Source organism: Micromonospora sp. NPDC020750, assembly GCF_044334565.1.
Lineage (GTDB): Bacteria > Actinomycetota > Actinomycetes > Mycobacteriales > Micromonosporaceae > Micromonospora.
In genome coordinates this window covers 395,258-420,061 of sequence record NZ_JBIRTH010000006.1, presented here as the reverse complement: position 1 = coordinate 420,061, position 24,804 = coordinate 395,258, and the positions used below count along the sequence as shown (strand labels likewise).

25 protein-coding genes are annotated in these 24,804 nt (G+C 73.7%); 19 read left to right on the top strand and 6 right to left on the bottom strand.

Annotation, left to right across the window (positions count from 1 at the left end; all coding sequences use genetic code 11):
- Nucleotides 1–9: 9 nt before the first annotated feature.
- The 3 genes from ACH4T9_RS21210 to ACH4T9_RS21200 form a co-directional block, all read right to left on the bottom strand.
- Nucleotides 10–363, bottom strand: coding sequence for a hypothetical protein (locus ACH4T9_RS21210; protein WP_396673403.1), 354 nt, complete (start codon nucleotides 361–363; stop codon nucleotides 10–12).
- A gap of 110 nt (nucleotides 364–473) precedes the next feature.
- The gene (locus ACH4T9_RS21205) at nucleotides 474–659 is read right to left on the bottom strand and encodes a DUF397 domain-containing protein (RefSeq protein WP_396673402.1); all 186 of its coding nucleotides are present in this window, start codon (nucleotides 657–659) and stop codon (nucleotides 474–476) included.
- Nucleotides 656–1,420 carry a Scr1 family TA system antitoxin-like transcriptional regulator gene (locus tag ACH4T9_RS21200; RefSeq protein WP_396673401.1) on the bottom strand — a complete coding sequence of 255 codons (765 nt, stop codon included), beginning with the start codon at nucleotides 1,418–1,420 and terminating at the stop codon, nucleotides 656–658. The genes ACH4T9_RS21205 and ACH4T9_RS21200 overlap by 4 nt, the downstream gene beginning before the upstream one ends.
- 253 nt (nucleotides 1,421–1,673) lie before the next feature.
- Here ACH4T9_RS21200 and ACH4T9_RS21195 point away from each other — a divergent pair, with 253 nt between their 5' ends.
- From ACH4T9_RS21195 to ACH4T9_RS21145, 11 genes are all read left to right on the top strand, one after another.
- The gene (locus tag ACH4T9_RS21195; protein ID WP_396673400.1) at nucleotides 1,674–1,952 is read left to right on the top strand and encodes a hypothetical protein; all 279 of its coding nucleotides are present in this window, start codon (nucleotides 1,674–1,676) and stop codon (nucleotides 1,950–1,952) included.
- Nucleotides 1,952–2,218 (top strand): hypothetical protein, encoded by a 267-nt coding sequence (locus ACH4T9_RS21190; RefSeq protein ID WP_396673399.1) that lies wholly within the window; start codon nucleotides 1,952–1,954, stop codon nucleotides 2,216–2,218. The genes ACH4T9_RS21195 and ACH4T9_RS21190 overlap by 1 nt, the downstream gene beginning before the upstream one ends.
- Before the next feature lie 136 nt (nucleotides 2,219–2,354).
- The gene (locus ACH4T9_RS21185; RefSeq protein WP_396673398.1) at nucleotides 2,355–5,198 is read left to right on the top strand and encodes a Na+/H+ antiporter subunit A; all 2,844 of its coding nucleotides are present in this window, start codon (nucleotides 2,355–2,357) and stop codon (nucleotides 5,196–5,198) included.
- 17 nt (nucleotides 5,199–5,215) lie between these two features.
- Nucleotides 5,216–5,668: a Na(+)/H(+) antiporter subunit C gene (locus ACH4T9_RS21180; RefSeq protein WP_396673443.1), complete on the top strand. Its 453-nt coding sequence runs from the start codon at nucleotides 5,216–5,218 to the stop codon at nucleotides 5,666–5,668.
- On the top strand, nucleotides 5,665–7,179 hold the full coding sequence (locus ACH4T9_RS21175; RefSeq protein WP_396673397.1) for a Na+/H+ antiporter subunit D: 1,515 nt from the start codon (nucleotides 5,665–5,667) through the stop codon (nucleotides 7,177–7,179). Before ACH4T9_RS21180 ends, ACH4T9_RS21175 begins: the two co-directional genes overlap by 4 nt.
- A complete protein-coding gene (locus ACH4T9_RS21170) occupies nucleotides 7,176–7,871 on the top strand; it encodes a Na+/H+ antiporter subunit E (protein WP_396673396.1) in 696 nt (231 codons plus the stop codon). Before ACH4T9_RS21175 ends, ACH4T9_RS21170 begins: the two co-directional genes overlap by 4 nt.
- Nucleotides 7,868–8,131: a monovalent cation/H+ antiporter complex subunit F gene (locus ACH4T9_RS21165; RefSeq protein ID WP_350885291.1), complete on the top strand. Its 264-nt coding sequence runs from the start codon at nucleotides 7,868–7,870 to the stop codon at nucleotides 8,129–8,131. The genes ACH4T9_RS21170 and ACH4T9_RS21165 overlap by 4 nt, the downstream gene beginning before the upstream one ends.
- Complete coding sequence (gene mnhG / locus ACH4T9_RS21160) at nucleotides 8,128–8,466, top strand: monovalent cation/H(+) antiporter subunit G (RefSeq protein WP_396673395.1); 339 nt, start codon at nucleotides 8,128–8,130, stop codon at nucleotides 8,464–8,466. Before ACH4T9_RS21165 ends, mnhG begins: the two co-directional genes overlap by 4 nt.
- Nucleotides 8,467–8,608: 142 nt before the next feature.
- Nucleotides 8,609–9,964: a hemolysin family protein gene (locus tag ACH4T9_RS21155; RefSeq protein ID WP_396673394.1), complete on the top strand. Its 1,356-nt coding sequence runs from the start codon at nucleotides 8,609–8,611 to the stop codon at nucleotides 9,962–9,964.
- Entirely contained in the window at nucleotides 9,961–11,028 is a 1,068-nt protein-coding gene (locus ACH4T9_RS21150; RefSeq protein WP_396673393.1) for a hemolysin family protein, read from the top strand. The genes ACH4T9_RS21155 and ACH4T9_RS21150 overlap by 4 nt, the downstream gene beginning before the upstream one ends.
- Nucleotides 11,029–11,210: 182 nt before the next feature.
- Entirely contained in the window at nucleotides 11,211–12,140 is a 930-nt protein-coding gene (locus tag ACH4T9_RS21145) for a sporulation protein (protein ID WP_396673392.1), read from the top strand.
- Between the two features lie 47 nt (nucleotides 12,141–12,187).
- Here ACH4T9_RS21145 and leuE read toward each other — a convergent pair whose 3' ends face one another.
- Together leuE and ACH4T9_RS21135 are read right to left on the bottom strand one after the other, a co-directional pair.
- Nucleotides 12,188–12,856, bottom strand: coding sequence for a leucine efflux protein LeuE (gene leuE, locus ACH4T9_RS21140; protein WP_396673442.1), 669 nt, complete (start codon nucleotides 12,854–12,856; stop codon nucleotides 12,188–12,190).
- A complete protein-coding gene (locus tag ACH4T9_RS21135) occupies nucleotides 12,853–14,097 on the bottom strand; it encodes a bifunctional pyridoxamine 5'-phosphate oxidase family protein/GNAT family N-acetyltransferase (protein WP_396673391.1) in 1,245 nt (414 codons plus the stop codon). Before ACH4T9_RS21135 ends, leuE begins: the two co-directional genes overlap by 4 nt.
- A gap of 38 nt (nucleotides 14,098–14,135) precedes the next feature.
- On the opposite strand from ACH4T9_RS21135, the gene ACH4T9_RS21130 reads away from it, so the two are divergent.
- From ACH4T9_RS21130 to rny, 8 genes are all read left to right on the top strand, one after another.
- A complete protein-coding gene (locus ACH4T9_RS21130) occupies nucleotides 14,136–15,527 on the top strand; it encodes an aminotransferase class I/II-fold pyridoxal phosphate-dependent enzyme (RefSeq protein ID WP_396673390.1) in 1,392 nt (463 codons plus the stop codon).
- A 146-nt stretch (nucleotides 15,528–15,673) separates the two neighbouring features.
- A complete protein-coding gene (locus ACH4T9_RS21125; RefSeq protein WP_396673389.1) occupies nucleotides 15,674–16,378 on the top strand; it encodes a UdgX family uracil-DNA binding protein in 705 nt (234 codons plus the stop codon).
- Between the two features lie 483 nt (nucleotides 16,379–16,861).
- Nucleotides 16,862–18,181: an MFS transporter gene (locus ACH4T9_RS21120; protein ID WP_396673388.1), complete on the top strand. Its 1,320-nt coding sequence runs from the start codon at nucleotides 16,862–16,864 to the stop codon at nucleotides 18,179–18,181.
- Nucleotides 18,172–18,372, top strand: a complete 201-nt coding sequence (locus ACH4T9_RS21115) for a DUF3046 domain-containing protein (protein WP_396673387.1) — start codon at nucleotides 18,172–18,174, stop codon at nucleotides 18,370–18,372. The genes ACH4T9_RS21120 and ACH4T9_RS21115 overlap by 10 nt, the downstream gene beginning before the upstream one ends.
- Nucleotides 18,373–18,559: 187 nt before the next feature.
- Nucleotides 18,560–19,606, top strand: coding sequence for a recombinase RecA (gene recA / locus ACH4T9_RS21110; protein ID WP_350885269.1), 1,047 nt, complete (start codon nucleotides 18,560–18,562; stop codon nucleotides 19,604–19,606).
- Between the two features lie 14 nt (nucleotides 19,607–19,620).
- Entirely contained in the window at nucleotides 19,621–20,316 is a 696-nt protein-coding gene (locus tag ACH4T9_RS21105) for a regulatory protein RecX (protein ID WP_396673386.1), read from the top strand.
- Nucleotides 20,317–20,416: 100 nt separating this feature from the next.
- The gene (locus ACH4T9_RS21100; RefSeq protein ID WP_396673385.1) at nucleotides 20,417–21,121 is read left to right on the top strand and encodes a 3-keto-5-aminohexanoate cleavage protein; all 705 of its coding nucleotides are present in this window, start codon (nucleotides 20,417–20,419) and stop codon (nucleotides 21,119–21,121) included.
- A gap of 733 nt (nucleotides 21,122–21,854) precedes the next feature.
- A complete protein-coding gene (rny, locus tag ACH4T9_RS21095) occupies nucleotides 21,855–23,621 on the top strand; it encodes a ribonuclease Y (protein WP_396673384.1) in 1,767 nt (588 codons plus the stop codon).
- An 89-nt stretch (nucleotides 23,622–23,710) separates the two neighbouring features.
- Here rny and ACH4T9_RS21090 read toward each other — a convergent pair whose 3' ends face one another.
- Nucleotides 23,711–24,583, bottom strand: coding sequence for an amino acid ABC transporter permease (locus ACH4T9_RS21090; protein WP_396673383.1), 873 nt, complete (start codon nucleotides 24,581–24,583; stop codon nucleotides 23,711–23,713).
- Nucleotides 24,584–24,804 lie beyond the last annotated feature (221 nt).

Here is a 24,804-nt window from a genome sequence, read left to right as displayed (position 1 = left end):
CGACAAGTGTCAGTAGTCCACGCACGGGGTGTGGGTCGACCGAAGGCATTTGTAGTCGACGATCAGCATGGCTCGGTAGCCACCGAGCGTCGCCATCCTTTCATACATCGACTCCACCTGATCGAGAGTGGGGCGTCCGATGAAACCCACCTCCAGCGAGTACGGATGACTTTTGAACGGCTCCAGTTCAGCCGAGTCAAATGTGAGCCATACCCTCCACAGGTCGTTTCCGCCGGCGTACATTTCCTGACCCGAACCCTCCCGTTTCAGGTCGAAGCCGAGGGCCCGGCCCAGATGGCGGGCCAACTGGTCGAGCCGAGGCTCAGACCCGTCCGCCACGCCGAGCATCAACTCCACTTCCACACTCGCCCCTCCCTTGTCAGCCGGTGGTCATTCGGGATTCATAAACCCGTCCCGAGCCGGCCACGGAACAGGCCCCCGGCGTATGCCGAGGGCCTGCGGGTCGAGCGGGGTCAGTCGACGCGCTTCGCCAGGTCGACGAAGCCGCGCCACGTGGCCGGCGAGAAGGAGAGGGTTCCGCCGTCGCGGTCCTTCGTGTCACGGACGAGGACGACGCCGGGCAGGTTGTCGGCGACCTCGACGCAGTCGCCGCCGTTGCCGCCGCTCTTGGTGCTCTTGCGCCACTGTGCGCCGGTCATGTCCATGCTGCTGCCGCTTCCCTCAAGAGGTCCAGGGACTGCGACCGGGACAGGGCCTCGCCCCGGATGCGTTCCCACCGTCGTTCGAGAGTAGCAAGCTGGGACGCCTGATCGATGATGTGCGCCTGGGCCTGGCTGTCCACATGCGCCACCCGCGTCCCGCCGGGAAGCTCGGCGATCGTGAATGGGCCGTCGAGCCCCGGATAGGTCGGGGCGTCGCGGGGAACGATGTGCAGTTGGACGGTGGGAAGCTCCGCGCAGGTCACCAGGTGGGCGAGCTGGGCCGTCATGGTCGCCCGCCCGCCGGCCGCCGCCCGTCGGATCACCTGCTCGTCGATGACAACGACGGTCAGCGGCGCTTCGTCGCAGGTGAGGATCGCCTGCCGGTTGATACGGGCCGCGACCAGGTCTTCGACCTCGGCCGGCGGTAGTGGCTGCCCGTGGAACGTGGCGCGGGCGTACGCCTCGGTCTGTAACAGGCCCGGAACCCACGCGAGCTGGAAGGCCCGCAGCGCGACCGCCGCGCGCTCGATGTCGACCCACGGCCGGAACCACACCGGTTCGCGGCGCAGGGCATCCGGCCACAGCTCGGCAACGTCCTTTCCGAGTATCTTCGCAATTTCGGCACGGTGCCGGGTCTGCGGAATGCGCCCCGGGTTGGCCCAGCGGGCGACGGTCTTCGGGTGAATCCCTATGCGACCCGCCAAGCTTTCGGAGGTCTCGCACGCCTCCGCGAGGGCCGCGACGAACGCATGATTCATGCCTGAGTCCCTTCAAGAGCAAACAGAACGTCCGAAAGAAATAATCTAACGCTGTGTGATTGCTCCGCAACCCTCGGCAGGCTGTCATCAGGACGGCGTGGGTTGGCAGGCAGGGAGTGCGCCCCGGCCCGCGTTCGTCGAGGGGGCCGCCCGGTCCTTCCGACACACCTGAGCGGGTGGCCCCCTCTCCAATCTCCACGGACAGGGGAATCACCGTGCCGAACCGAGCAGAACCTCACCCCGGAAGACCGTGGTGAGCGCCCGACCGATCCAACCGGGCGACGTGCTGCGCCTGACCCGCGCCGCGAGCCCGCAGTTCGTCAAGCCGATCACCGTGCGGGTCATCCGCGAGATGAAGAACCAGCACACGTACCACGGCTGGACATGGGTCGAGGCGTACGAGCTGAATGCCGCAGGCGACGCGGTCGCGAAGCGTGAGCTGTTCGTGCTGCGCGAAGGGCTGCACCGGCTCGCCGCGCCCCTGCGGCAGGCCACGCCGGTCCGGGGCGCGAGCCCCACCCGGGCGTCCTGATGCCCCGCCCGCACCTGCCGATGCGGCCCGCCTGGCTCTGCCGGGTCTGCGCCGCGCAATGGCCCTGCCCGGCGGCGCAGCTCGACCTGCCCACCGAGTTCCACGGCCACACCGTCGCGCTCGCCTTCTACCTGGCCGCCATGATGCACGACGCCATGGACGACATGTACCGACTCGGCGGCCACCCCGACAGAACCGCGATGCACGCCCGGTTCCTCGGCTGGCTGTCCCTGACACGCCGGCCACGCCGCGCCGAGCGCCACTGACCGCACGCCGCCGCCTTCTGCCCGCCGACGCACCCTGAATTCTGGCAAAACCGCCCATAGGGCCGCGAACTGGCGTCTGATCGCTCATAGGCGCTTCCCTCGGCGCGCACGGCTGCCACCTCGACCGGGAGCGCGGGTGCTCGTACTGCTGATCCTCCACCTCGTGGCGGCGCTCGTCGCGCCGCTGCTGGTCCGGTGGTGGGGGCCGCGGGCCTGCTATCCGCTGGCGCTCGCGCCGGCCGCCGCGTTCGGCTGGGCGCTGGCCCGCACGCCTGCGGTGCGCGACGGCGGCGCGGTGGCCGAGACGTACCCCTGGGTGCCGCAGCTACGGCTGGAGCTGGCCTTCCGGATGACCACCCTGTCCTGGCTGATGACCCTGCTCGTCGGCGGCGTTGGGGCGCTGGTGCTGGTCTACTGCGCCCGGTACTTCTCCGCCGGGTCGGCGGGGCTGGCCCGGTTCGCCGCCGTGCTGGTCGCGTTCGCCGGCGCGATGCTCGGCCTGGTGCTCTCCGACGGCCTGCTGCTGCTCTACGTCTGCTGGGAGCTGACCACGATCTTCTCGTACCTGCTGATCGGGCACAGCACCGAGCGGCGGTCCAGCCGCTGGGCCGCCGCCCAGGCGCTCATGGTGACCACCCTCGGCGGGCTGGCCATGCTGGTCGGGTTCCTGATGCTCGGCCGGCACGCCGACGGGTACCGCTGGTCCGCCCTCGCGGCGGCCGACCTGCCGCACGGCGGCTACCTGGCCACGGCCGTGCTGCTGGTGCTGGCCGGGGCGCTGACCAAGTCGGCGGTGCTGCCGTTCAGCTCCTGGCTGCCGGCGGCGATGGCCGCGCCCACGCCGGTCAGCGCGTACCTGCACGCGGCGGCGATGGTGAAGGCCGGCGTCTACCTGCTCGGGCTGCTCGCCCCGGTGCTCGCGGCGGCCGGCCCGTGGCGTCCCGTGGTGGTCACCGCCGGCCTGCTCACCATGCTGGCCGGCGGGTGGGCGGCGCTGCGCCAGACCGACCTGAAGCTGCTGCTGGCGTACGGCACGGTCAGCCAGCTCGGCCTGCTCACCGTGGTCCTCGGGGCGGGCACCCCGCAGGCCGCGCTGGCCGGCACGGCCATGCTGTTCGCTCACGCGCTGTTCAAGGCGGCGCTCTTCCTCGTCGTCGGCGCGATCGACCACACCACCGGCACCCGGGACCTGCGGGAGCTGTCCGGGCTGCGCCGGCACGCCCCCCTGCTGGCCACGGTCGGGACGCTCGCCGCGGCCTCGATGGCCGGGGTGCCCCCGCTGGTCGGCTTCGTCGCCAAGGAGGCGGTGCTCGCGGCGTTCACCGACCATCCGCTGGTCCTCGCCGGGCTGGTCGCCGGGACCGTGCTGACCGTCGCCTACAGCGCCCGCTTCGTCTGGGGCGCGTTCGCCGACCGGCCGGCCGTCGCGCCCGTCGAACCGGACCCGGTCCCCGTCGCGATGCTGGGGCCGCCGGCCCTGCTGGCCGTCGCCGGGCTCGTCGTCGGGCTGCTCGCCGGCCCGCTGGGTCGCCTGCTGCGCCCGTACGCCGAGCTGCTCGGCCCGGTCGACGAGAACCTCGCGCTGTGGCACGGGCCGACCGCCGCGCTCGGCCTCTCCGCCCTGGCACTCGGCGGCGGCGCGGTGCTGTTCGCGCTGCGCGGCCCGCTCGCCCCCGTGGTGCAGCGGGTCCGCGCGCCGGTGGACGGCGCCCGGGGGTACGAGTGGCTGACCCACCAGTTCGACCGGCTCGCCATCGAGGTCACCAGCGTCACCCAGCGCGGGTCCCTGCCCCAGTACCTCGGCACCATCCTGATCGTCCTGGTGGTCGTGCCCGGCGGGGCGATGCTGGCTGCGCGCCCCTGGCGGCAGGGGATCGTCTTCTGGGAAAACCCGTTGCAACTGATGGTGGGGCTGGTCATCGCGGTGGCCGCGTTGGTGGCCGTCGGCGCCCGCCGCCGGCTCACCGCGATGTTGCTGGTCGGGGTCACCGGCTACGGCATCGCGATGCTGTTCGTGCTGCACGGCGCGCCAGACCTGGCGCTGACCCAGTTCCTGGTGGAGAGCTCCACCATCGCGGTCTTCGTGCTGGTGCTGCGCCGGCTGCCCGAGCGGTTCTCCGCTCGTCCGCTGCGCCGCAGTCGCTGGGTACGCCGCTCGCTCGGCGTGGCCGTCGGCGTGGTGCTCGGCGGGTTCTCCCTGGTCGCGGCCGGGGCCCGGACCGCGCCGCCGATCTCGCTGGACTTCCCGGACCTGGCGGTCGCCGCCGGGTACGGGCGCAACGTCGTCAACGTGACCCTGGTCGACATCCGGGCCTGGGACACCATGGGCGAGATCTCGGTGCTGCTGGTGGCCGCGACCGGGGTGGCCAGCCTGATCTTCGAGCGCTCCCGGACCGGTCCCCGCCCGCGCCGCCCCCGACGCCCCGAGGTGCTCCGCCGCCCGGGGCCGCAGCGGCCGGTGTGGCTGCGCGGCGGGCCGACCCTGCGGGAGCACCGCCGGTCGATCGTCTTCGAGGTGGTCACCCGGCTGCTCTTCCACACCATCGTGCTGTTCTCCCTGTTCCTGCTCTTCGCCGGTCACAACGCGCCGGGCGGCGGCTTCTCCGGCGGCCTGGTGGCCAGCCTCGCCCTGGTCGTGCGCTACCTGGCCGGCGGCCGGTACGAGCTGGCCGAGGCGGCCCCGGTCTCCGCGGGCACGATCCTCGGCGCGGGCCTGGCCGTGTCGGTCGGCACCGGCGTGGCCGCCCTCGTCGCCGGCCGGTCCGTGCTGGAGAGCGTGAAGATCGACCTCGCGCTGCCCGGCGTCGGAAACCTCCACGTCGTCTCGTCGCTCCTCTTCGACATCGGCGTCTATCTGATCGTGGTCGGCCTGATGCTGGACATCCTGCGCAGCCTCGGCGCGGAGATCGACCGGCACATCGAGGCGGCCGGCCAGCGCGAGCGCGGGCTGGTCGTCGACCCGAAGGGGAAACTGCGGTGAACGGAACCGGCACGACCATGGTGCTGGTGGTGGTCGTCGGCGTGCTCGCCGGCACCGGCGTCACCCTGCTGCTGGAGCGCAGCCTGACCCGCATCCTGCTCGGCGTCATCCTGCTCGGCAACGGGGTGAACCTGCTGGTCCTGATCGGTGGCCGGTCCGGTGGGGCCCCGGTGGTCGGCACCGGCCCGGTCGACCGGATGAGCGACCCGCTGACGCAGGCGATGGTGCTCACCGCCATCGTGATCACCTTCGGGCTCACCGCGTTCCTGCTCGCCGTCGCGTACCGCAGCTGGTACCTGCAGGGCAACGACGAGGTGCAGGACGACCTGGAGGACCGCCAGGTCGCCGAGTTGGCCGCTCGCAACGAACTGCCCGCGCCCGACCTCGGCGGCGAGGGGCCGGACAACGACCCGGAGCAGGTCGCCCCGGAGCCGCACCTGCGCCGCCTACGGCGGACGGAGGAGCCGTGACCGGTCACCAGGCGCTCGTGCCCCTGCCGGTGGTGGTGCCCCTGCTGGGCGCCGCGCTCACCCTGCTGCTGGCCGACCGGCCCCGGCTGCAACGCGACGTCAGCGTGGTCGGGTTGAGCACCAGCCTGGTGGTCGCCGTGGTGCTGCTGGTCGAGGCGTACCGGCACGGGCCGGTGGTGGTGCGGATCGGCGGATGGCCCCCGCCGGTGGGGATCGTGCTGGTGGCCGACCAGCTCGCCGCGCTGATGGTGGTGGTCTCCTCGGCGGTGACGCTGTGCGTGCTGCTCTACTCGATCGGCCAGGGGCAGGGGGAGACCGGCGAGTCGGCCCCGTTGACCATCTACCACCCCACCTACCTGGTGCTCACCGCCGGCGTGACCAACGCCTTCCTCGCCGGGGACCTGTTCAACCTCTTCGTCGGCTTCGAGATCCTGCTGGCCGCGAGCTTCGTGCTGATCACCCTCGGCGGCACGGAGGTCCGGATCCGGACCGGTTCGATGTACGTGGTGGTCAGCATCCTGTCCTCGATGATCTTCCTGGCCGGGGTGGGCCTGGTGTACGCGGCCACCGGCACCCTCAACATGGCCCAGCTCGCCCAGCGGCTCGACGCGCTGCCGGACAACGTACGGCTCTGCCTCCAGCTCATGCTGCTGCTGGCGTTCGGGATCAAGGCGGCGGTGTTCCCGCTGTCGGCCTGGCTGCCGGACAGCTACCCGACCGCGCCCGCGCCGGTCACCGCGGTCTTCGCCGGCCTGCTCACCAAGGTCGGCGTGTACGCGATCATCCGCACCGAGACCCTGCTCTTCCCCGGTGGCCAGGTCTCCGGGCTGCTGATGGTGGTGGCCGGGCTGTCCATGGTGGTCGGCATCCTCGGCGCGGTCGCCCAGTCGGACATCAAGCGGATCTTCTCGTTCACGCTGGTCAGCCACATCGGCTACATGATCTTCGGGGTGGCGCTGAGCACCGTCGCCGGGCTGGCCGGGGCGATCTTCTACGTGGCGCACCACATCACCATCCAGACCACCCTGTTCCTGGTCGCCGGGCTGGTCGAGGAGCGGGCCGGCAGCACCGACCTGCGCCGGCTCGGCGGGCTGGCCCGGGTCGCCCCACTGGTCGCGGTGCTCTTCTTCGTGCCCGCGATGAACCTCGCCGGTATCCCGCCGTTCTCCGGGTTCCTCGGCAAGTTGGGCCTGCTCCAGGCCGGGGTGGCGGTCGGCGGCCCGCTGCCCTGGGTGCTGGTCGCCACCGGCACCGCCACCAGCCTGGTCACCCTCTACGCCGCGTCCAGGGTGTGGAGCATCGCGTTCTGGCGGGAGCCCCGGCTGGCCACCACCGAGCCGACGGTCCGGCTGCCCGCCCTGATGGTCGGCGCCACCGCCGCCCTGGTGGTGCTGGGGCTGGGGTTCACCGTCGCCGCCGGTCCGCTGTTCGGGGTCAGCACCGACGCGGCCACCGACCTGCGGGCCCGCACCCCGTACGTGCGGGCCGTGCTGCCCGGCGGGGTGCCGTGACCGGGGCCCGCCGCCCCGCCGCCTCCGGCGACCCGCGGCCCGCGGGCGGCCCGAACGGCCCGGTCGGCCCGGACGGGCCGGCGGCCCGGGGCCAAAGCCGGGCCGTACGGTGGCGGGACCGGCTGACGGCCCTCGCCTGGATGGTCGGGGTCTGGAACCTGCTCTGGGGGCGGCCCTCCTGGGGCAACCTGCTGGGCGGGCTGCTGGTCGGCGTGGCCGTGCTGGTGTTCTTCCCGCTGCCGCCGGTCACCTTCGGCGGCCGGCTGCGCCCCTGGGCGCTGCTCGTGCTGGCGGGCCGGTTCGTCACGGAACTGGTCGGCGCCAGCATCCACGTGGCCCACGTCGCCGTGCGGCCCGGCTACCTGCCCCGGGGCGCCATCATCGCGGTACGCCTGCGGGTGCGCACCGACCTGAACCTGGCGCTGACCGCCGAGGCGATCTCGCTGGTCCCCGGCACCCTGATCATCGAGGTCGACCGGGAACGCGGCCTGCTCTACGTGCACGTGCTCGACGTGCACGGCCCGGCGGACCTGACCGACAGCCGGGAGCGGGTCCTCGCCACCGAGGCCAGGATCGTCCGCGCGATCGGTTCCGCCGCCGAACTCCGCCTGCTGGACACCCCTGCCCCGGACGTGCCCTCCTCCGCCGCCGCGCATCCCGACCGTCCCACCGACAGGGGGCCAGACCAGTGACCTTGCTGCTCGCCGCCGTGCTCACCGTGCTCTTCTCGGTGACCGCGCTGCTCGCGCTGACCCGGCTGTACCGCGGCCCCTCGCTGCTGGACCGCGTGGTCGCGGCCGACGTGCTGCTCAACACGATGGCCGGCGCGGTCGGGGCGGAGGCGGCGGTCAACCGGCACGCCACCACCCTGCCGGTGCTCGTGGTGCTGTCCCTGCTCGGCTTCGTCGGCGCGGTGGCCGTGGTCCGCTTCGCCGTCCGGGAGGAGTCGTGAGCGCGGGCGTGGTCGCCGACTGGCTGGGCGCGGCCTGCCTGGTCGCCGGCGGACTGCTCAGCCTCGCCGCCGGGATCGGCGTGCTGCGCTTCCCGGACGTGCTCGACCGGATGCACGCGGCCACCAAGCCACAGGTGCTCGGCGTGCTGCTGCTGCTCGTCGGGGTGGCGTTGCGGCTGCGCACGGCGTCCGACATCGGCATGATCGTCCTGGTCGCGGTCTTCCAGTTGGCCACCGCGCCGGTCGCCGCCCAGATGGTCGGCCGGGCCGCGTACCGCTCGGGCCGGGTCGACCGCTCCCTGCTCGACGTCGACGAACTCGCCGAGGAGCGGTGAGGGCGTCCCTCAGCGGGCGCTCAGCCGACGCCGATAAAATGGGCCACATGATCGACTCTTCTGCCCAGGAGGGCAGCAGTAGCCAGCCGGGTCGCGCCCGGCATCTTCCCGTCCCGACGGCCCCGGGAGCCCTGAGCAACCCGTGTTGATCGTCGTAGGACTCGTCCTCATCATCGTTCTCACCGCCGCCACGGGTTACTTCGTGGCCCAGGAGTTCGGCTACGTCGCCGTGGACCGGGGGCGGCTCAAGCAGCTCGCCGACGACGGCGACCAGGCCGCCGCACGGGCCCTCGAGGTGACCGGCCGGCTCTCCTTCATGCTCTCCGGCGCACAGCTCGGCATCACGGTGACCGCCCTGCTGGTCGGTTACGCCGCCGAGCCCTACCTGGGCGCGGGGCTGGCCGAGCTGCTCGACGTGGCCGGCGTGTCCGCCGCGGTCGCCCTGCCGCTGTCCATCGCGCTGGCCCTGCTCATCGCGACCGTCGTGCAGATGGTCCTCGGCGAGCTGGCCCCGAAGAACCTGGCCATCGCCCGAGCCGAGCAACTGGCCCGGGCGTTGAGCCGGTCCACCCTGATGTACCTGAAGGTCGCCGGGCCGGTGATCACGCTCTTCGACAAGGCCGCCGTCCGGCTGCTGCGTCGGATCGGCATCGAGCCGATCGAGGAGCTGCCCAGCGGCGCCACCCCGAAGGACCTGGAACAGATCATCGCCGAGTCCCGGGAGGAGGGGCACCTGAACGCCGAGATGTCCGACCTGCTCGACCGTGGGCTCGACTTCCGGACGCTGACCGCCGGGGAGGCCATGGTGCCCCGGGTCGACGTGCACACCGTCCGGGCACACGAGCCGCTGAGCCGGGTGGTGGAGCTGCTCGACACCGGGCACTCCCGGTTCCCCGTCCGCGGCACCGAGGGCGTCGACGACCTGGTCGGCGTCGTCGGCATCGCCGACGTGCTGGCCGTGCCCCCGGCCGAGCGCGCGACCACCCCGGTCAGCGCGGTGGCCGGGCCCCCGCTGCTGGTGCCGGAGACGCTGCCGCTGCCGACGGTGCTGGACCGGCTCCGGGTCGGGCACCGGCAGCTCGCCTGCGTGGTCGACGAGTACGGCGGCTTCGCCGGCGTGATCACGCTGGAGGACATCGCCGAGGAGCTGGTCGGCCCGATCCGGGACGAGGACGATCCGCCGGATCGCGCCCCCGCCCGGCAGGACGACGGCTCCTGGTTGGTGCCGGCCCGCTGGCGGATCGACGAGGTCGCCGACAGCACCGGTATCGCCCTGCCCGAGGCCCCCGAGTACGACACCCTCTCCGGGCTCGTCATGCGCGAGCTGGGCCGGGTGCCCGAGGTGGGCGACCGGCTGGAGATCGCCCTGGTGGCCGACGGTGACGCCCAGATCGCGCGGCGCGCCCTGGTCGAGGTGCTCGCGGTGGACCGGCACGTCGCCGACTCGGTGCGGCTCCGGCTCACCGAGGCCACCGCGGGCGAGGGGGAGACGGCATGAGCCCGGGAGTGGCGCTCCTCGTCTCCGTGGTGCTGCTGGCGCTGAACGCGTTCTTCGTGGCCGCCGAGTTCGCGCTGGTGGCCAGCAAGCGGTACCGGCTGGAACAGGTCGTCGCCGAGGGCGGCGGCCGGGGGGCCCGCGCGGCCCTGGACGGCGTACGCGAGCTGTCCCTGATGCTGGCCGGCGCGCAGCTCGGCATCACGCTGTGCACGCTGGGCCTGGGCGCGTTGGCCGAGCCGGCGATCGAGGGCCTGCTCAGCCCGCTGTTGCACGCCGTGGGCCTGCCCACGGCGGCCAGTCACATCGTCGCGCTGGTGTTCGCCCTGACCGTGGTCACCTTCCTGCACCTGGTGGTCGGCGAGATGGCCCCGAAGTCCTGGGCGATCACCGACGCGGAGCGCTCGGCGACCCTGCTGGCGCTGCCGTTCCGGGCCTTCGCCCGGGTGGCCCGGCCGGTGCTGTCGCTGCTCAACGCCCTGGCCAACGCGATCCTGCGGCTGGTCCGGGTGAACCCGCAGGACCAGCTCGCCCAGGTGCACGGCCCGGCCGAGCTGCGGATCCTGCTGGAACAGTCCCGCGAGCACGGGCTGCTCGGCGCCGAGCAGCACCAGTTGCTCACCAGCATGCTGGAGCTCCAGGGCACCACGGTCGCCCAGGTGATGGAGCCGTTCGACCAGATCGTCACGGTCCGCCGGGACGATCCGGCGGAGCGGATCGAGGAGGTCTCCCGGGACAGCGGCCGGTCCCGGCTGGCGGTGCTGGACTCCGGCGGCGAGGTGTGCGGCCTGGTGCACGTCCGGGAGGCCGTGCGGGCCACCACCACCGGCCGGACGGCCACCGCCGGCGAGCTGATGAGCGCCGCGTTCACGCTGCCGGGGACGGCGTCGGTGACGGAGGCGGTGACCGCGATGCAGGGCCAGCAGGCCCAGCTCGCCCTGGTCCGCAACGGCGGTGGACCGACCCGCCCGATCGGCTTCGTGGCGCTGGAGGACCTGCTGGAGGAGGTCATCGGCGAGTTCGACGACGAGACCGACCCGGTGCCCCGGGGCCGCCGGCTGCGCTGAGGCCGTTGGGGGGCGGCCGGCTGCGCTGAACCGTCGGCTGCGCTGAGGACCGTCCGGGGCCGGTCCGGCGACCAGCCGGGCCGGCCCCCGACGTCCGCGCCGGTCCGGTCCGGTCCGGCAGGACTGTCCGGCCGCCGACCGGGAAAGCCGTGCCACCACCGAGGGGGTACGGAGGGAGCGGTGTGCGGCTGACCGGGGTGTCGCCGGAGTCCGGCCGGACCGGGCTCGCGGTGCACACCACGCTGGCGAACCCGAGCACCCGCCCCGGGTTGCGGCTGCCCGGCCGGGTGACGCTGCACGCCGGTCGCGACGATGTCCCCGTCCGGCGGCTCCGGCTCGGCCTGGTCACCCAGGTGGAGCCGGACGACCCGGGTGCCCCCCGCCGGCTCGTGCAGTTCCACCAGGTGTCGATCGCCGGGGCGTTCGTGGTGCCGGCCGGGCGGCGGCGGGCGGTCGACTTCGCGCTGCCGCTGCCCTGGGAGACCCCGGTCACGATCTTCGGTGGGGTGCCGCTGATGAGCCTGCGGATGGGCCTGCGCACCGAGGCGTCGGTCGACGTCGATCTGGAGCAGGGCCCGATGGTCCCGATCTTCGTGCACCCCCTGCCGACCCAGCAGCACATCCTCGCCGCCCTGGACTCGCTCGGGTTCAGCCTGCGCCAGGCCGGCCTGGCCGCCGACCGGCTGCCCGGGGTGGAGCAGGCGCTGCCGCTGCACCAGCGGCTCGGCTGGTGGGTCGCGCCGCTCTACGCCGGCCCGATCACCGAGCTGGAGGTGATCTTCGTGGCCAACTCCGCCGGCCTGGAGGTGATCCTCTGGGCCGACCGCCGACTCTCCCTGGCCGGGGTCACCCACCAGAGCATCAGCCGGTTCCGGGTCTGGCATGCCGGCGCGGACCGGGCCGACTGGGTCGCCGTGGTGGACGGCTGGCTGCGGCACGCGATCAACCGGCACGCCGCGGCGGCGGCGCACGGTCACTGGTCGGCCCGGATCAGCGAGTCGGCGCACGTGAGCCGCCGGCCGGACCAGCCGGTCCGGCCGGGCTACGGGCTGGGCGGCACCGCCGGCGGCGCGGGCATCGGCGGGGGTGGGGGCGGGGGCGACGGCACCTGAGCCGGTACGTCGCCCCCGGGTGGTGGCGGGCGGGCGGTCGTGCCCTCCTACACCGAGGCGGTGGCGAGCTTGACGCTGAAGCCGAGGAAGAGCGCGGCCACCCCGGTGGTCGCCCCGGCGGCCAGCCGGCGGCGCTGGCGGAACTGGGCGGCCAGGTACGTCCCCGCGAAGATCAGCATCGTCAGGTACAGCACGCTGGCCGCCTGGGCGATCAGCCCGAGCAGCAGGAACGACAGCGCCGGCCAGGCGTACCCGGGGTCGACGAACTGGATGAAGAACGAGATGAAGAACAGGATCGCCTTCGGGTTGAGCAGGCTGATCACCAGCGCCCGCCGGAACGGGCTGCGCAGCTCCGCCGGCTCGGCGGCGTCGATCAGCCGCGGCGCGGCCGGGTCGTTGCGGTCCCGCCAGCGCCGCACCGCGCCGCGCAGCATCGCCAGCCCGACCCAGCCCAGGTACGCCGCGCCGACGTACTTCACCACCAGGAACAGCGGCGGGTACGCCTGGAGCAGCGACGCCACCCCGGCGGCGGAGAGGACCATCAGCACCGAGTCGCCGACGAACACCCCGGCGGCGGCCCGGTAGCCGGTCCGTACCCCGCGTTTGGCGGCGGTGGAGAGCACGAAGAGCGAGTTCGGGCCGGGGAGCAGAACGATCGCCACGGTCCCCAGCAGGTACGTCCAGATGTCGGTGATGCCCAGCACGCCCGACATCATCGCGCCGGGGCCGGCGCGGCGGAAACCCATTCCCGCAGCATGGCCTGTGCGTTCGGCCACTCGTCGGCGATCATCGAATACTGGACGGTGTCCCGCCAGGAGCCGTCGGGCCGGACGCGGTGCCGGCGCAGCACCCCCTCCCGGGTGGCGCCCAGCCGCTCGATGGCCCGCTGCGAGCGCTCGTTGCGCAGGTCGGTGTGCCACACCACCCGCTCCGCGCCCAACTCCTCGAAGGCGTGGGTGAGCAGCAGCAGCTTCGCCTCGGTGTTGATCCCCGTCCGCCACCAGGGCCGACCCAGGTACGTGTACCCGATGGCCAGCGTCCGCAACGCCGGGTCGACCTCGTAGAAGGAGGTGGTGCCGACCGCCGCCCCGGTGACCGCGCACCGCTGGACCCAGGGCACCCGCTCGCCCCGGTGGTGGGCCGCGAGCGCCGCCCGGATCAGCTCGGCCGTCCCGGCCGGATCGGCCGGCTGCGGCCAGCCCAGGTGCCGCCACACCTCGGGGTCGTCGGTGGCGGCGTGCAGCTCGTCGGCGTGCGCGAGGTCCAGCGGTTCGAGCACGACGTGCGCGCCCCGCAGGGTGGCCGGCTCCAGCCACGGCGACCGCTCGGTCCGCAGGTACGCCGGCAGCGGCGCGGTCACCCCGGCGGCCGGCTCGGGCGGCCCGGGGGTCAGCGCCAGCGGCAGCACCCCGGCCCAGTGCGGCAGGTCCAGGTCGGCCTCGTCGTCGCGTACCCCGCCGGCGCGGGACCGGACGGACACCTCGCGCAGCGGCAGCGCCAGCACCGCCGTCTCGGCCATCTCCCGGCGGCTCGGCGGGCGGGCGTCCCCGCTGCGCCCGGGGGCGGCCTTCTCCACCAGGGCGGTCATCACGGCGGCCTTCTCCCCGGCATCGGTGACCAGGTGCGCGGTGCCGTGCGCGACCACCGACCGGTAGTTGGCGCTGTGGTGGAACTGCGAGCGGGCGTAGACCAGCCCGTCGAGCAGGGTCACCGCGACGCAGACCGGCAGGCCGTCGCCCCGGGCGGCGAGCATCGACGGGCTGCCGGTGGAGCCGTGCAGGTAGAGGGTGTCGCCGATCCGGACGTGCAGGGTGGGCAGCACCCGGGGCTCGCCGTCCACGGTGAACCCGAACGCGCAGTGGTACGCCTCGTCGAGGACGGCGTGCGCGGCGGCCCGGTCGTAGCTCATCCGTTCGCGGGTGCGGGTGGCGGTGGTCCGGGGCGTGGGTGGGTACATGCGACAGCCCGCCTTTGTTCTAGTACAATGCCGAAATTGTGTCAGCACATTATCAGGTGAGCGGCGGGACGGCCGCCGAGATCTCGGCCAGCGTGGAATCGGGCATCCGGTCCGGCGAGCTGCCGGCCGGGGCGGCGCTGCCGCCGGTGCGGGCCCTCGCCGCCGAGCTGACGGTCAGCCCGGCCACGGTCGCCCGCGCGTACCAGGAACTGCGCCAGCGCGGCCTGCTCGCCACCGCCGGCCGGCACGGCACCCGGGTGCGCCCCCGGCCGCCGGTGGCCACCCGCCGGGCGTTGCGTCCGAGCCCCGCCCTCGGCGCCCGCGACCTGTCCCGCGGGGAGCCCGACACCCGGCTGCTCCCGCCGCTCGGCCCGCACCTGGCCGCCCTCGCCGCCGAGCTCGCCGTCCCCGTCGGGTACGCCTCGGTCGGCGTCCTGCCCGAGCTGGCCGACGCGGCCCGGGAGCGGCTCGCCGCCGACGGGGTGCCCGCCGACGAGATCACCGTGACCGGGGGCGCGCTCGACGGCATCGAACGGCTGCTTGCCGCCCACCTGCGCCCCGGCGACGCGGTCGCCGTGGAGGACCCGGGCTGGGCCGACCTGCTGGACCTGGTCGCCGCGCTCGGGCTGCGCGCGATCGGCGTCCCGGTGGACGACGACGGGCCGGTCGAGGCCGGGGTGCGGGTCGCCCTGGCCGCCGGGGCGCGGGCCCTGGTGGTGACCAGCCGGGCGCAGAACCCGACCGGGGCGGCGGTCTCCGCCGACCGGGCCGCCGCGCTGCGCGCCCTGCTCGCCGGCCGCAACGGCCTGCTGCTGATCGAGGACGACCACGCCGCCGAGCTGGCCCGGGTGCCGCTGCACCCGCTCGCCGGGGCCACCCCGGCGTGGGCCTTCGTCCGGTCGGTCAGCAAGCCGTACGGCCCCGACCTGCGGCTCGCGGTGCTGGCCGGCGACGAGGCGACCGTGGCGCGGGTGGCCGGCCGGGCCCGGGTCGGCGCGGGCTGGGTCTCCACCGTGCTGCAACGCCTCGTACTGGCACTCTGGCGCGACCCGGCCACCGCCGCGCTGGTGGACCGGGCCGGCGAGAGCTACGAACGCCGCCGGGGCGACCTGCTCGCCGCCCTGGCCGCCCGCGGCCTGACCGGCCACGGCCGTACCGGCATCAACGTCTGGCTCCCCGTGCCGGACGAGACCAGCGCCGTCACCGCGCTGCGCGACGCGGGCTGGGTGGTCGCCCCGGGGGCGCTGTTCCGGATCGCCGCCGAGCCCGGACTGCGGATCACGGTCAGCTCACTCGCCACCACCGACTCACTCGCCACCACCGACTCGCTCGCCACCGCCGACTCACTCACCACCGCCGACATCCCGGCGCTGGCCGACGCGCTGGCAGCCGCCGTCCGCCCCGCCCCCCCACCCGGCTTCACCGCCTAACCCACCCCGCCCACCATGCACTTTCACGGAAAACGTGGCCATTCCGCGTCCCATGACCACTCTTTCCGTGAAAGCGGGGGGCGTCGGGCGGGGGCGTCGGGCGGGGTGCCCGCGTGGGCGCGGGGACGGCGGGTAAAAAGATCGCCATGACCGACAAGACCGACACCGCCCCCGGTGCGCAGCAGTTCATCCCGCCGCAGGCCGACACCATCGACGAGCTGCGCGCCGCCGCGGGCGGCTGCCGGGGCTGCGAGCTGTACCGGGACGCCACCCAGACCGTCTTCGGCCGCGGCGGCGAGGATGCCCGGGTGGTGCTGGTCGGCGAGCAGCCCGGCGACCTGGAGGACCAGAAGGGGCTGCCGTTCGTCGGGCCGGCCGGCCGGCTGCTGCGCCGGGCGGTCGACGACGCCGGGCTCGACCCGAGTCAGCTCTACCTGACGAACGCCGTCAAGCACTTCCGTTTCGAGCTGCGCGGCAGGCGGCGCATCCACCAGACCCCGGACCGGGTGCACGTCACCGCGTGCCGGCCCTGGCTGGTGGCCGAGTTCGCCCGGCTGCGCCCGGACGTCGTGGTGGTGCTCGGCGCGACCGCCGCGAAGGCGCTGCTCGGCCCCACGTTCCGGGTCACCCGGCAGCGGGGCGCGCTGATGCCGTGGCCGGCCTCGGCCGAGCACCCGGAGGACTTCGCGCGGGTGCCGGTCGACTCCGCCGGGAAGGTCGCCGACGCCCCGGCAGCCCGGTTGCTGGCCACCATCCACCCGTCGGCCGTGCTGCGCGCCGACAACCAGGACATCGCGTACGCCGGCCTGGTCGCCGACCTGACCGTCGCCGCCCGCGCCCTGTCCGCCTGACCAACCGCCCACCCACCCCAGGAGGCTCGCCCGGGTCGTTCCTGGACAGTTGTCGTCCTCGGGGGCCGGTAACTGTCCAAGATCGGGCCGCTGTCCATCTGGGATCGTCGGCTGAGGCGGCGGCTGGTGGCCGCTGGGGCGTGAGCGGTGCCGGTCCGTGTGTCGCCGAGGCGACTGCCGCTCAGCGTGAGCGGTGGCGGTCCGTGTGTCGCCGAGGCGACTGCCGCTCAGCGTGAGCGGTGGCGGTCCGTGTGTCGCCGAGGCGACCGCCGCTCAGCGTGAGCGGTGGCGGTCCGGCTTCTGCCCCGGCGACCTGGTGGCGGCGATCGGAAGTTCGGCCTATGGCAGACCAGGGTGCCGGCCTGGGCCGGGCTGCGCAAGGATGGGGCAGCCCACCGCCCCTTACCCGGCAGCCCACCACCCCTTATCCGGGAGCCCGCCGCCCTTATCCGGGAGCCCACCGCCCCTTCCCGAGGAGCCCCGATGGCCACCGACCTCACCGCGCCGGCCCCGAGCCGGATCGACGTCGCCCCGATCCAGCGCCGGACGGTGCGGCTGCTCTTCGTGACCCAGATCATCGGGGGTATCGGCGTCACCATCGGCGTCACGGTCGGGGCGCTGCTCGCCGCCCGGATCGCCGGCACGGCGGTCGCCGGCCTGGCGCAGAGCGCCGGGGTGGTGGGTGGCGCGCTGCTCGCCGTCCCGGTCACCCGGATCATGACGGGATACGGCCGCAGACCCGGCCTGGTCACCGCGTACCTGGTCGGGGCCGCCGGGGGCGTGCTGGTGGTGCTCGCCGCGGCGACCCGCCAGGTGCCCCTGCTCTTTCTCGGCATGCTGCTGTTCGGCGGTGGCACGGCCGCCAACCTCCAGGCCCGCTACACGGCCGTCGATCTCGCCGAGCCGGCCCGCCGGGGCCGCCAGCTCTCCGTGGTCGTCTGGGCCACCACGGTCGGGGCGGTGGCCGCGCCGAACTTCGCCGCGTTGGCCGACCGGACCACCCGGGGCTGGGGCCTGCCGCCGCTGGCCGGCCCGTTCGCGTTCAGCGCCGTGGCGTTCACGCTCGCCGCCGGCGTACTGCTGGTGCTGCTGCGGCCGGACCCGCTGCTCACCGCGCGCCGGCTCGCGGCGGCCGAGGCTTCCGAGGCGGCCGGCGGGCCGGCGGCGAGCGGCCGGCGCGGGGCGGGCATGCGGGCGGCCTGGCGGGTGGTCCGCGCGCGGCCGGCGGCCCGGCTGGGCATCGCCGCCGTCGCGGTCGGCCACCTGGTGATGGTCGCGGTGATGTCGATGACCCCGGTACGCCTCGGCGAGTACCACTCCGACGCCGCCGTGCTCGGGGTGGTCGGGGTCGTGCTCAGCCTGCACATCGCCGGCATGTACGCGCTGTCCCCGGTGGTCGGCTGGCTCACCGACCGGCTCGGTCGACGCCCGGTGATCCTCGGCGGCCTGGCGGTGCTGCTGGCGGCCTGTGCGGTGGCGGGCGTCTCCGGGCACCACACGGCGGGGCTCTCGGTCGGCCTGGTCCTGCTCGGGCTGGGCTGGTCCGGGACGATGGTGGCCGGCTCCACCCTGCTGTCGGAGTCGGTGCCCACTGCCGTGCGGCCCAGCGTGCAGGGGTTGTCCGACCTGACGATGGGCCTGGCCGGGGCTGCCGCCGGCGCGCTGAGCGGGTTCGTCATGCAGGTGGCCGGGTATCCGACGCTCACCCTGCTGGCGGCGATCGCGACGGTGCCCCTGCTGGCGCTAGCGTTGCGTCCGGCGTCCGTACCGGCGCCGGACGAGGAGGACCGACAGTGCGGCTGACCGACTTCTGGACCCGGCTGGAGGAGGTGTTCGGGCGGGGCTACGCGGCAAGCATCGCCTCGGACCAGGTGCTGTCCCAGCTCGGCGGGCGGACCATCGAGCAGGCGCTGAGATCGGGTGAGCAGACCCACGTGGTGTGGCGGGCGGTGGTCGCCGCGTATCCCGACCGGGTGCCTGTACGGCTACGCTGAGCAGCCATTTCTTCCGGTCTGCGTGTCGCTTGCCGACTCGTACACCTGTTCGGCTATTGTCCACAGCGGGGTGCTCGTCCACAGCTCACGGCCGGTCGGCTGGTGTTCTGTCGGACCCAGCGCCTAGCGTGTCCGCGTGACGAGAAGCTCAGCAGCAAAGACGCCGGCGAAGGCAGGGGTGGCAAACATGGCGGCAGGGCCCGACCGGGAGAAGGCGCTCGACCTTGCTCTCGCCCAGATCGACAAGCAGTTCGGCAAGGGCTCGGTGATGCGGCTGGGGGAGCGGCCGGTTGTCCAGACCTCGGTCATCCCGACCGGTTCCATCGCGCTCGACGTGGCGCTCGGCGTGGGCGGTCTGCCCCGCGGCCGGGTCGTCGAGATCTACGGCCCGGAATCCAGCGGTAAGACGACGGTGGCCCTGCACGCGGTGGCCAACGCCCAGCGGGCTGGCGGCATCGCCGCCTTCGTCGACGCCGAGCACGCGCTCGACCCGGACTACGCGAAGGCCCTCGGCGTCGACACCGATGCCCTGCTGGTCTCCCAGCCGGACACCGGTGAGCAGGCGCTGGAGATCGTGGACATGCTGGTCCGCTCCGGCGCGATCGACATCATCGTGATCGACTCGGTGGCGGCCCTGGTGCCGCGCGCCGAGATCGAGGGCGAGATGGGCGACAGCCACGTGGGCCTCCAGGCCCGGCTGATGAGCCAGGCGCTGCGGAAGATCACCGGCGTGCTCAACAACACCGGCACCACGGCGATCTTCATCAACCAGCTCCGCGAGAAGATCGGTGTGATGTTCGGCAGCCCGGAGACCACCACCGGTGGCCGGGCGCTGAAGTTCTACGCCTCGGTCCGGCTTGACGTGCGCCGTATCGAGAGCCTCAAGGACGGCACCGACGTGGTCGGTAACCGCACCCGGTGCAAGGTCGTGAAGAACAAGGTCGCCGCGCCGTTCAAGCAGGCCGAGTTCGACATCATGTACGGCAAGGGCATCTCCCGCGAGGGCTCGCTCATCGACGTGGGCGTGGAGCAGGCGATCATCCGCAAGTCCGGCGCCTGGTACACGTACGACGGTGACCAGCTCGGCCAGGGCAAGGAGAAGGCCCGGGAGTTCCTCAAGGAAAACCCGGACGTGGCGGCCGAGATCGAGAAGAAGATCCTGGAGAAGCTCGGCGTCGGGGTCGGCGCGGGCGACGCCGCCGGTGGCCCGGAGCTGCCGCCGGTCGACTTCTGACCGGTAGCTGACCAGTGGCAGGACGACGCGCCCGGGCGGGGCGGGGCTGGGATGCCAGCCCGTCCCGGTCGGGCGACGCCGAGACTCCGCCCCGTCCTCGGCGGGGCCGCCCCGATCAGGCGACCGACCCGGAGGCAGGCGGACAGGCCCCGCCCCGGGACGAGGCCGAGGTGGCGCGGGAGATCTGCCTGCGCCAGCTCGCCCTGCGTCCGCGCACCCGGGCCGAGCTGGCCGGCGCGCTCGCCAAGCGGGGGATCTCCGAGGAGGTTTCCGCCGGAGTGCTCGACCGGTACGACGAGGTCGGCATCATCGACGACGCGGCCTTCGCCCGGGCCTGGGTGTCCAGCCGGCACGCCGGCCGGGGGCTGGCCCGTCGGGCGCTCGCCAACGAGCTGCGCCGGCGCGGCGTGGACGGCGAGGTGGCCACCGAGGCGCTCGGCGAGCTGGACGAGGAGACCGAGGCCGAGACGGCCCGGGTGCTGGTCGAACGGAAGCTGCGCACGGCCCGGGGCGAGCCGGACGCGGTGTTCCGCCGGCTCGTCGGCATGCTCGCCCGCAAGGGCTACCCGCCCGGCGTGGCGATCCGGGCGGTGAAGGACGCGCTCGCCGCGCAGAGCGCCGAGGCGGCCGAGTTCGCCGACCGGATCGACGCCGACGCGCTCGCCGACGCGGAGGGCGACGTCGACCGGGACAGCCGCAGCCTCGACTGACAGTGTGCGGCCGGCCGGGTGGGATGTCCGGCGGAGGCGGTGGGGTCCCGGTGGGTTCGTCAAGCGGTGATCGGCGGGGTGTGGCGGGAAGGCGGCATCGATGTTGAAGGCGTGTCTCAACGGCGGCCGGAGCCGGGCCGAACACCCCGCCGTGCCGGTCACCGCGGCCGAGTTGGCCGCCGACGCGTATCGCTGCGCCGCCCTCGGGGTCGCGGCGGTACACGTCCACCCACGCGACGCCGCCGGCGCGGAGTCCCTCGCCCCGGCGGCGGTCGACGCGGCGGTCGGCGCGCTGCGCGCCGCCTGCCCCGGGCTGCCGGTCGGCGTGAGCACCGGCGCGTGGATCGAGCCGGATCCGGCCGCCCGGGTGGCCGCCGTGCGGGCCTGGCGGGTGCCGCCCGACTTCGCGTCGGTCAACGTGCACGAGGTCGGTGCCGAGCAGGTGGCGGCGGCGCTGGTCGAGCGGGGCGTGGCCGTCGAGGCCGGCGTCTGGACCCTGGACGCCGTCCGGGCGTACCGGGGCTGGCGGGTGCCGGCCCTGCGGGTCCTCGTCGAGTGCATGGCCCCCGATCCGGCGGACGCGCTGGTCGACGCGGCCGGCATTCTCGCCGCCCTGCCGCCCGGTGGCCCGCCGGTGCTGCTGCACGCCGAGGGCCCGGCGGTGTGGCCGATGCTCGCCGAGGCCGTCGGTCGCGGGCTCGACACCAGGATCGGGCTGGAGGACACCTTCGTGCTGCCGGGCGGCGCGCCGGCCACCGACAATGCCGCGCTGGTCGACGCGGCCCTCGCGGGTGGAGCCCACTGAGCCGAGCAGCGCCGATGCCCCGGCGGCGGGCGCGCCACGCCACCTTTGTCCGGCGGTGTCCGGCGTCGGATCGGCGTTCGGTGACCCTCCAACTTCGCTCCGTTCGAGGGGTTTGATCATGAGTCCTTGACCAGATGGCCCCCGGAGACCTAGCCTCGCCATACAGGCTCACATTGCCCGACCAGCGCAGGCTAAGCGCACAACATAGATCGCGTAACAGAACAGCATCACTTTGGCCGGCTCGCCGGCCTGCGGTGCCAGCTCCGACAGGCCGGACCGGAGTTGGTGCGACAACTGCACCCGGCTGCCGACGATGCCCACGGGCACCGCCGGTGGTGAGAGCTACCCATGGCCAGCCGCTCAGGTCGGGCGTCTCAGAGCCGCAGCGCGCGTGCCCAGTGGCACGAGCACTGCGGCGCCGACGTTCAGGGGAGGCGGCCATGGCGGGGTGGCACAGGTACACCGGTGGTCCCGACAGGACGGCCGTCGGTCGCGGCGCACCGACGGGCGACGGGGTCGGCGGCGGCGCCGCGCGCCGTGGCCTCCGACCCGGCGGTGCCCGAGTCGCCCGCCCCGGCTCCTGCCCGGAAGGCACCCGGGCGGCACGCCGCAGTTCCGCCACCGCCACCGCTACCGGCGGCGCCACCGCCATTGCCACCGGCGGCGGCCAGGCCCGCCCGCTCGTCCCGGCCCGTCGGCTCGTTTCGGCCCGCGTCGATGTGGCGGTGCGGCCGTGAACGCCTTCGATGCCCTCATCCTCGCCGTGGTGCTGGTGCTGGCCGTCGTGGTCGTCGGCGCGGTGCTGGTGGGGCTGCGCACGATGCGCCGGATCAGCACCGCCCCCCGCCCCGAGGACCCGGCCTTCGTCGCCGAGAAGGACCGCCAGGAACAGTCCCTGGCCGCGCTGCGCACCGCCGCCGACGAGGTGAACAGCACCATCGACGTGGCCAAGTCCGCCGCCGCGGCGGCGCGCGCCGAGGCCGCCGCCGCGAAGGCCGAGGCGAAGGCGGCCCGCTCCGAGGCCGGGCGGGTGCTCGACGGCGCCCGCGCGGAGGCGGACACCGTCCTGGAGCGGGCCCACAAGCAGGCCGAGGCGGACGCCGAGCAACTGCGCACGGCTGCCCGGCGCAGCGGCGAACGCGAGGTGGCGGTGCTCGCCTCGACCACCCGGGAACAGGCCGCCGAGGTGGAGCGGCGGGCCGCCCGGATGGACGAGCGGGAGCGGTTGCACACCGAGGAGGTGGAGCGGTTCGCCGGCCGGGAGCGGCAGCTCACCGCCGCCAGCGCCGCCCTGGCCGTCCGGGAGTCCGCGCTGGTCGAGCGGGAACGGGCCCTGACCGAGGCGGAGGAGCAGGTCCGGCGGGAGTTGGAGCGCGTCGCCGGGCTGACCGTCGACGCCGCCCGCACGGAGCTGATCGAGGCGATCGAGACGCAGGCCAAGCGGGAGGCCGCGCTGCTGGTCCGGGACATCGAGTCGGATGCCCGCAGCACGGCCGATCAGCGCGCCCGGCACATCGTGGTGGACGCCATCCAGCGGATCGCCAGCGAGCAGACCTCGGAGAGCGTGGTCAGCGTCCTGCACCTGCCCGGGGACGAGATGAAGGGGCGGATCATCGGCCGGGAGGGGCGCAACATCCGCGCCTTCGAGTCGGTCACCGGGGTCAACCTGATCATCGACGACACCCCCGAGGCGGTGCTGCTCTCCTGCTTCGACCCGGTGCGGCGCGAGGTCGGCCGGGTCACCCTGGAGAAGCTGGTCCTCGACGGCCGGATCCACCCGCACCGGATCGAGGAGGTCTACGACCTGGCCCGGCAGGAGGTGGAGCAACTCTGCCGCCGCGCCGCCGAGGACGCCCTCGTCGAGGTCGGCATCACCGAGATCCACGACGAGATGGTCACCCTGCTCGGCCGGCTGCGCTACCGCACCTCGTACGGGCAGAACGTGCTCAAGCACCTGGTGGAGACCGCGCACATCGCCGGGATCATGGCCGCCGAGCTGCGACTGGACGTGCCGACGATCAAGCGGTCGGCGTTCCTGCACGACATCGGCAAGGCGCTCACCCACGAGGTGGAGGGCAGCCACGCCATCATCGGCGCCGACCTGGCCCGCAAGTACGGCGAGAGCGAGGACGTCGTCCACGCCATCGAGGCGCACCACAACGAGGTGCCGCCGCAGACCATCGAGGCCGTCCTCACCCAGGCTTCCGACGCCTGCTCCGGTGGCCGGCCCGGGGCGCGGCGGGAGAGCCTGGAGGCGTACGTCAAGCGGCTGGAGCGGATCGAGGAGATCGCGGCCGGGAAGATCGGCGTGGAGAAGGTCTTCGCCATGCAGGCGGGCCGGGAGATCCGGGTGATGGTCAAGCCCGACGACGTCGACGACATCGGCGCGGCGGTGCTGGCCCGGGACGTGGCCAAGCAGATCGAGGAAGAGCTGACCTACCCGGGTCAGATCCGGGTGACCGTGGTGCGCGAGTCCCGGGTCACCGAGATCGCCCGCTGACCGGCGGGCAGGGGCGGCCCAGAGCGACCGGAAATGCCGACGGGCGGGTGGAGATCTCCACCCGCCCGTCGGCTATCAGGACCGAAAGGTCACACCATCCGGGAGGCGTCCGCGCCGGCATCCTGGGCCGGGAGCACCTTTGCGGCGGTACGTGGCATCCGCCCCATCCGCTTCTGCAGCCACCACGCGAAGATCGACAGCAGGCCGCAGATGGCGATGTAGATCGCCCCGACGATCAGGTACGTCGGCACGTACGGCAGCCCGAACGCCAGCCGGCCGCCGATCTGCTTGCCGACGAAGAGCAGCTCCGGGTAGGTGATGATGAAGCCGAGCGCGGTGTCCTTGAGCAGCACGACGAGCTGGCTCACGATCGCCGGCAGCATCGACCGGAACGCCTGCGGCAGCAGAATCAGCCGCAGCACCTGGTTCTTGCGCAAGCCGATGGCGTACGCGCCCTCGGTCTGGCCGTAGGGGACCGCGTTGATGCCGGCGCGGAAGATCTCCGCCAGCACCGAGCCGTTGTAGAGCATCAGGCCGATGACCAGGGCCCAGAGCTTGTCGATCGACCAGCCGTACTGCAACGGCACGTAGTAGCCGAAGAAGATCAGGATCAGCAGCGGGATGGCCCGGAACAGCTCGACCATGAACGTGGCCGGTGCGCGCAGGACCCACTTGTCGCTGAGCCGGGCGCTGGCGAAGACCGCGCCGAACAGCAGCGCCAGCACCGCGGCGATGCCGGCCGCCTTGAGGGTGGCCCACAGGCCGGCGAGGAGTTCCCGCTGCACCGCCGCGTACTGGAACTGCTCCCACTTGCGGGCCTCGAACTGGCCGGTGTCGTAGAACTTCCAGCCGACCCAGGCGAGCAGCGCGACAATGCCGACGAGCGACGCGACGCCGAGGAGCGCGTTGCGCCGCCGGGCCCTCGGCCCGGGCAGGTCGTAGAGAACCGAAGCCTGACTCACCGGGCCCACCCTCCGTCCGCGACTGCGGCGCTCGCAAAATCGCTCACCGTGCCACCCCCGTTCGCGACTGCGGGGCTCGCAAGCTCACTCCTCGCGCTCACCGTGCCACCCCCGTTCGCGACTGCGGGGCTCGCAAGCTCACTCCTCGCGCTCACCGTGCCACCCCTGTTCGCGACTGCGGGGCTCGCAAGCTCACTCCTCGCGCTCACCGTGCCACCCCT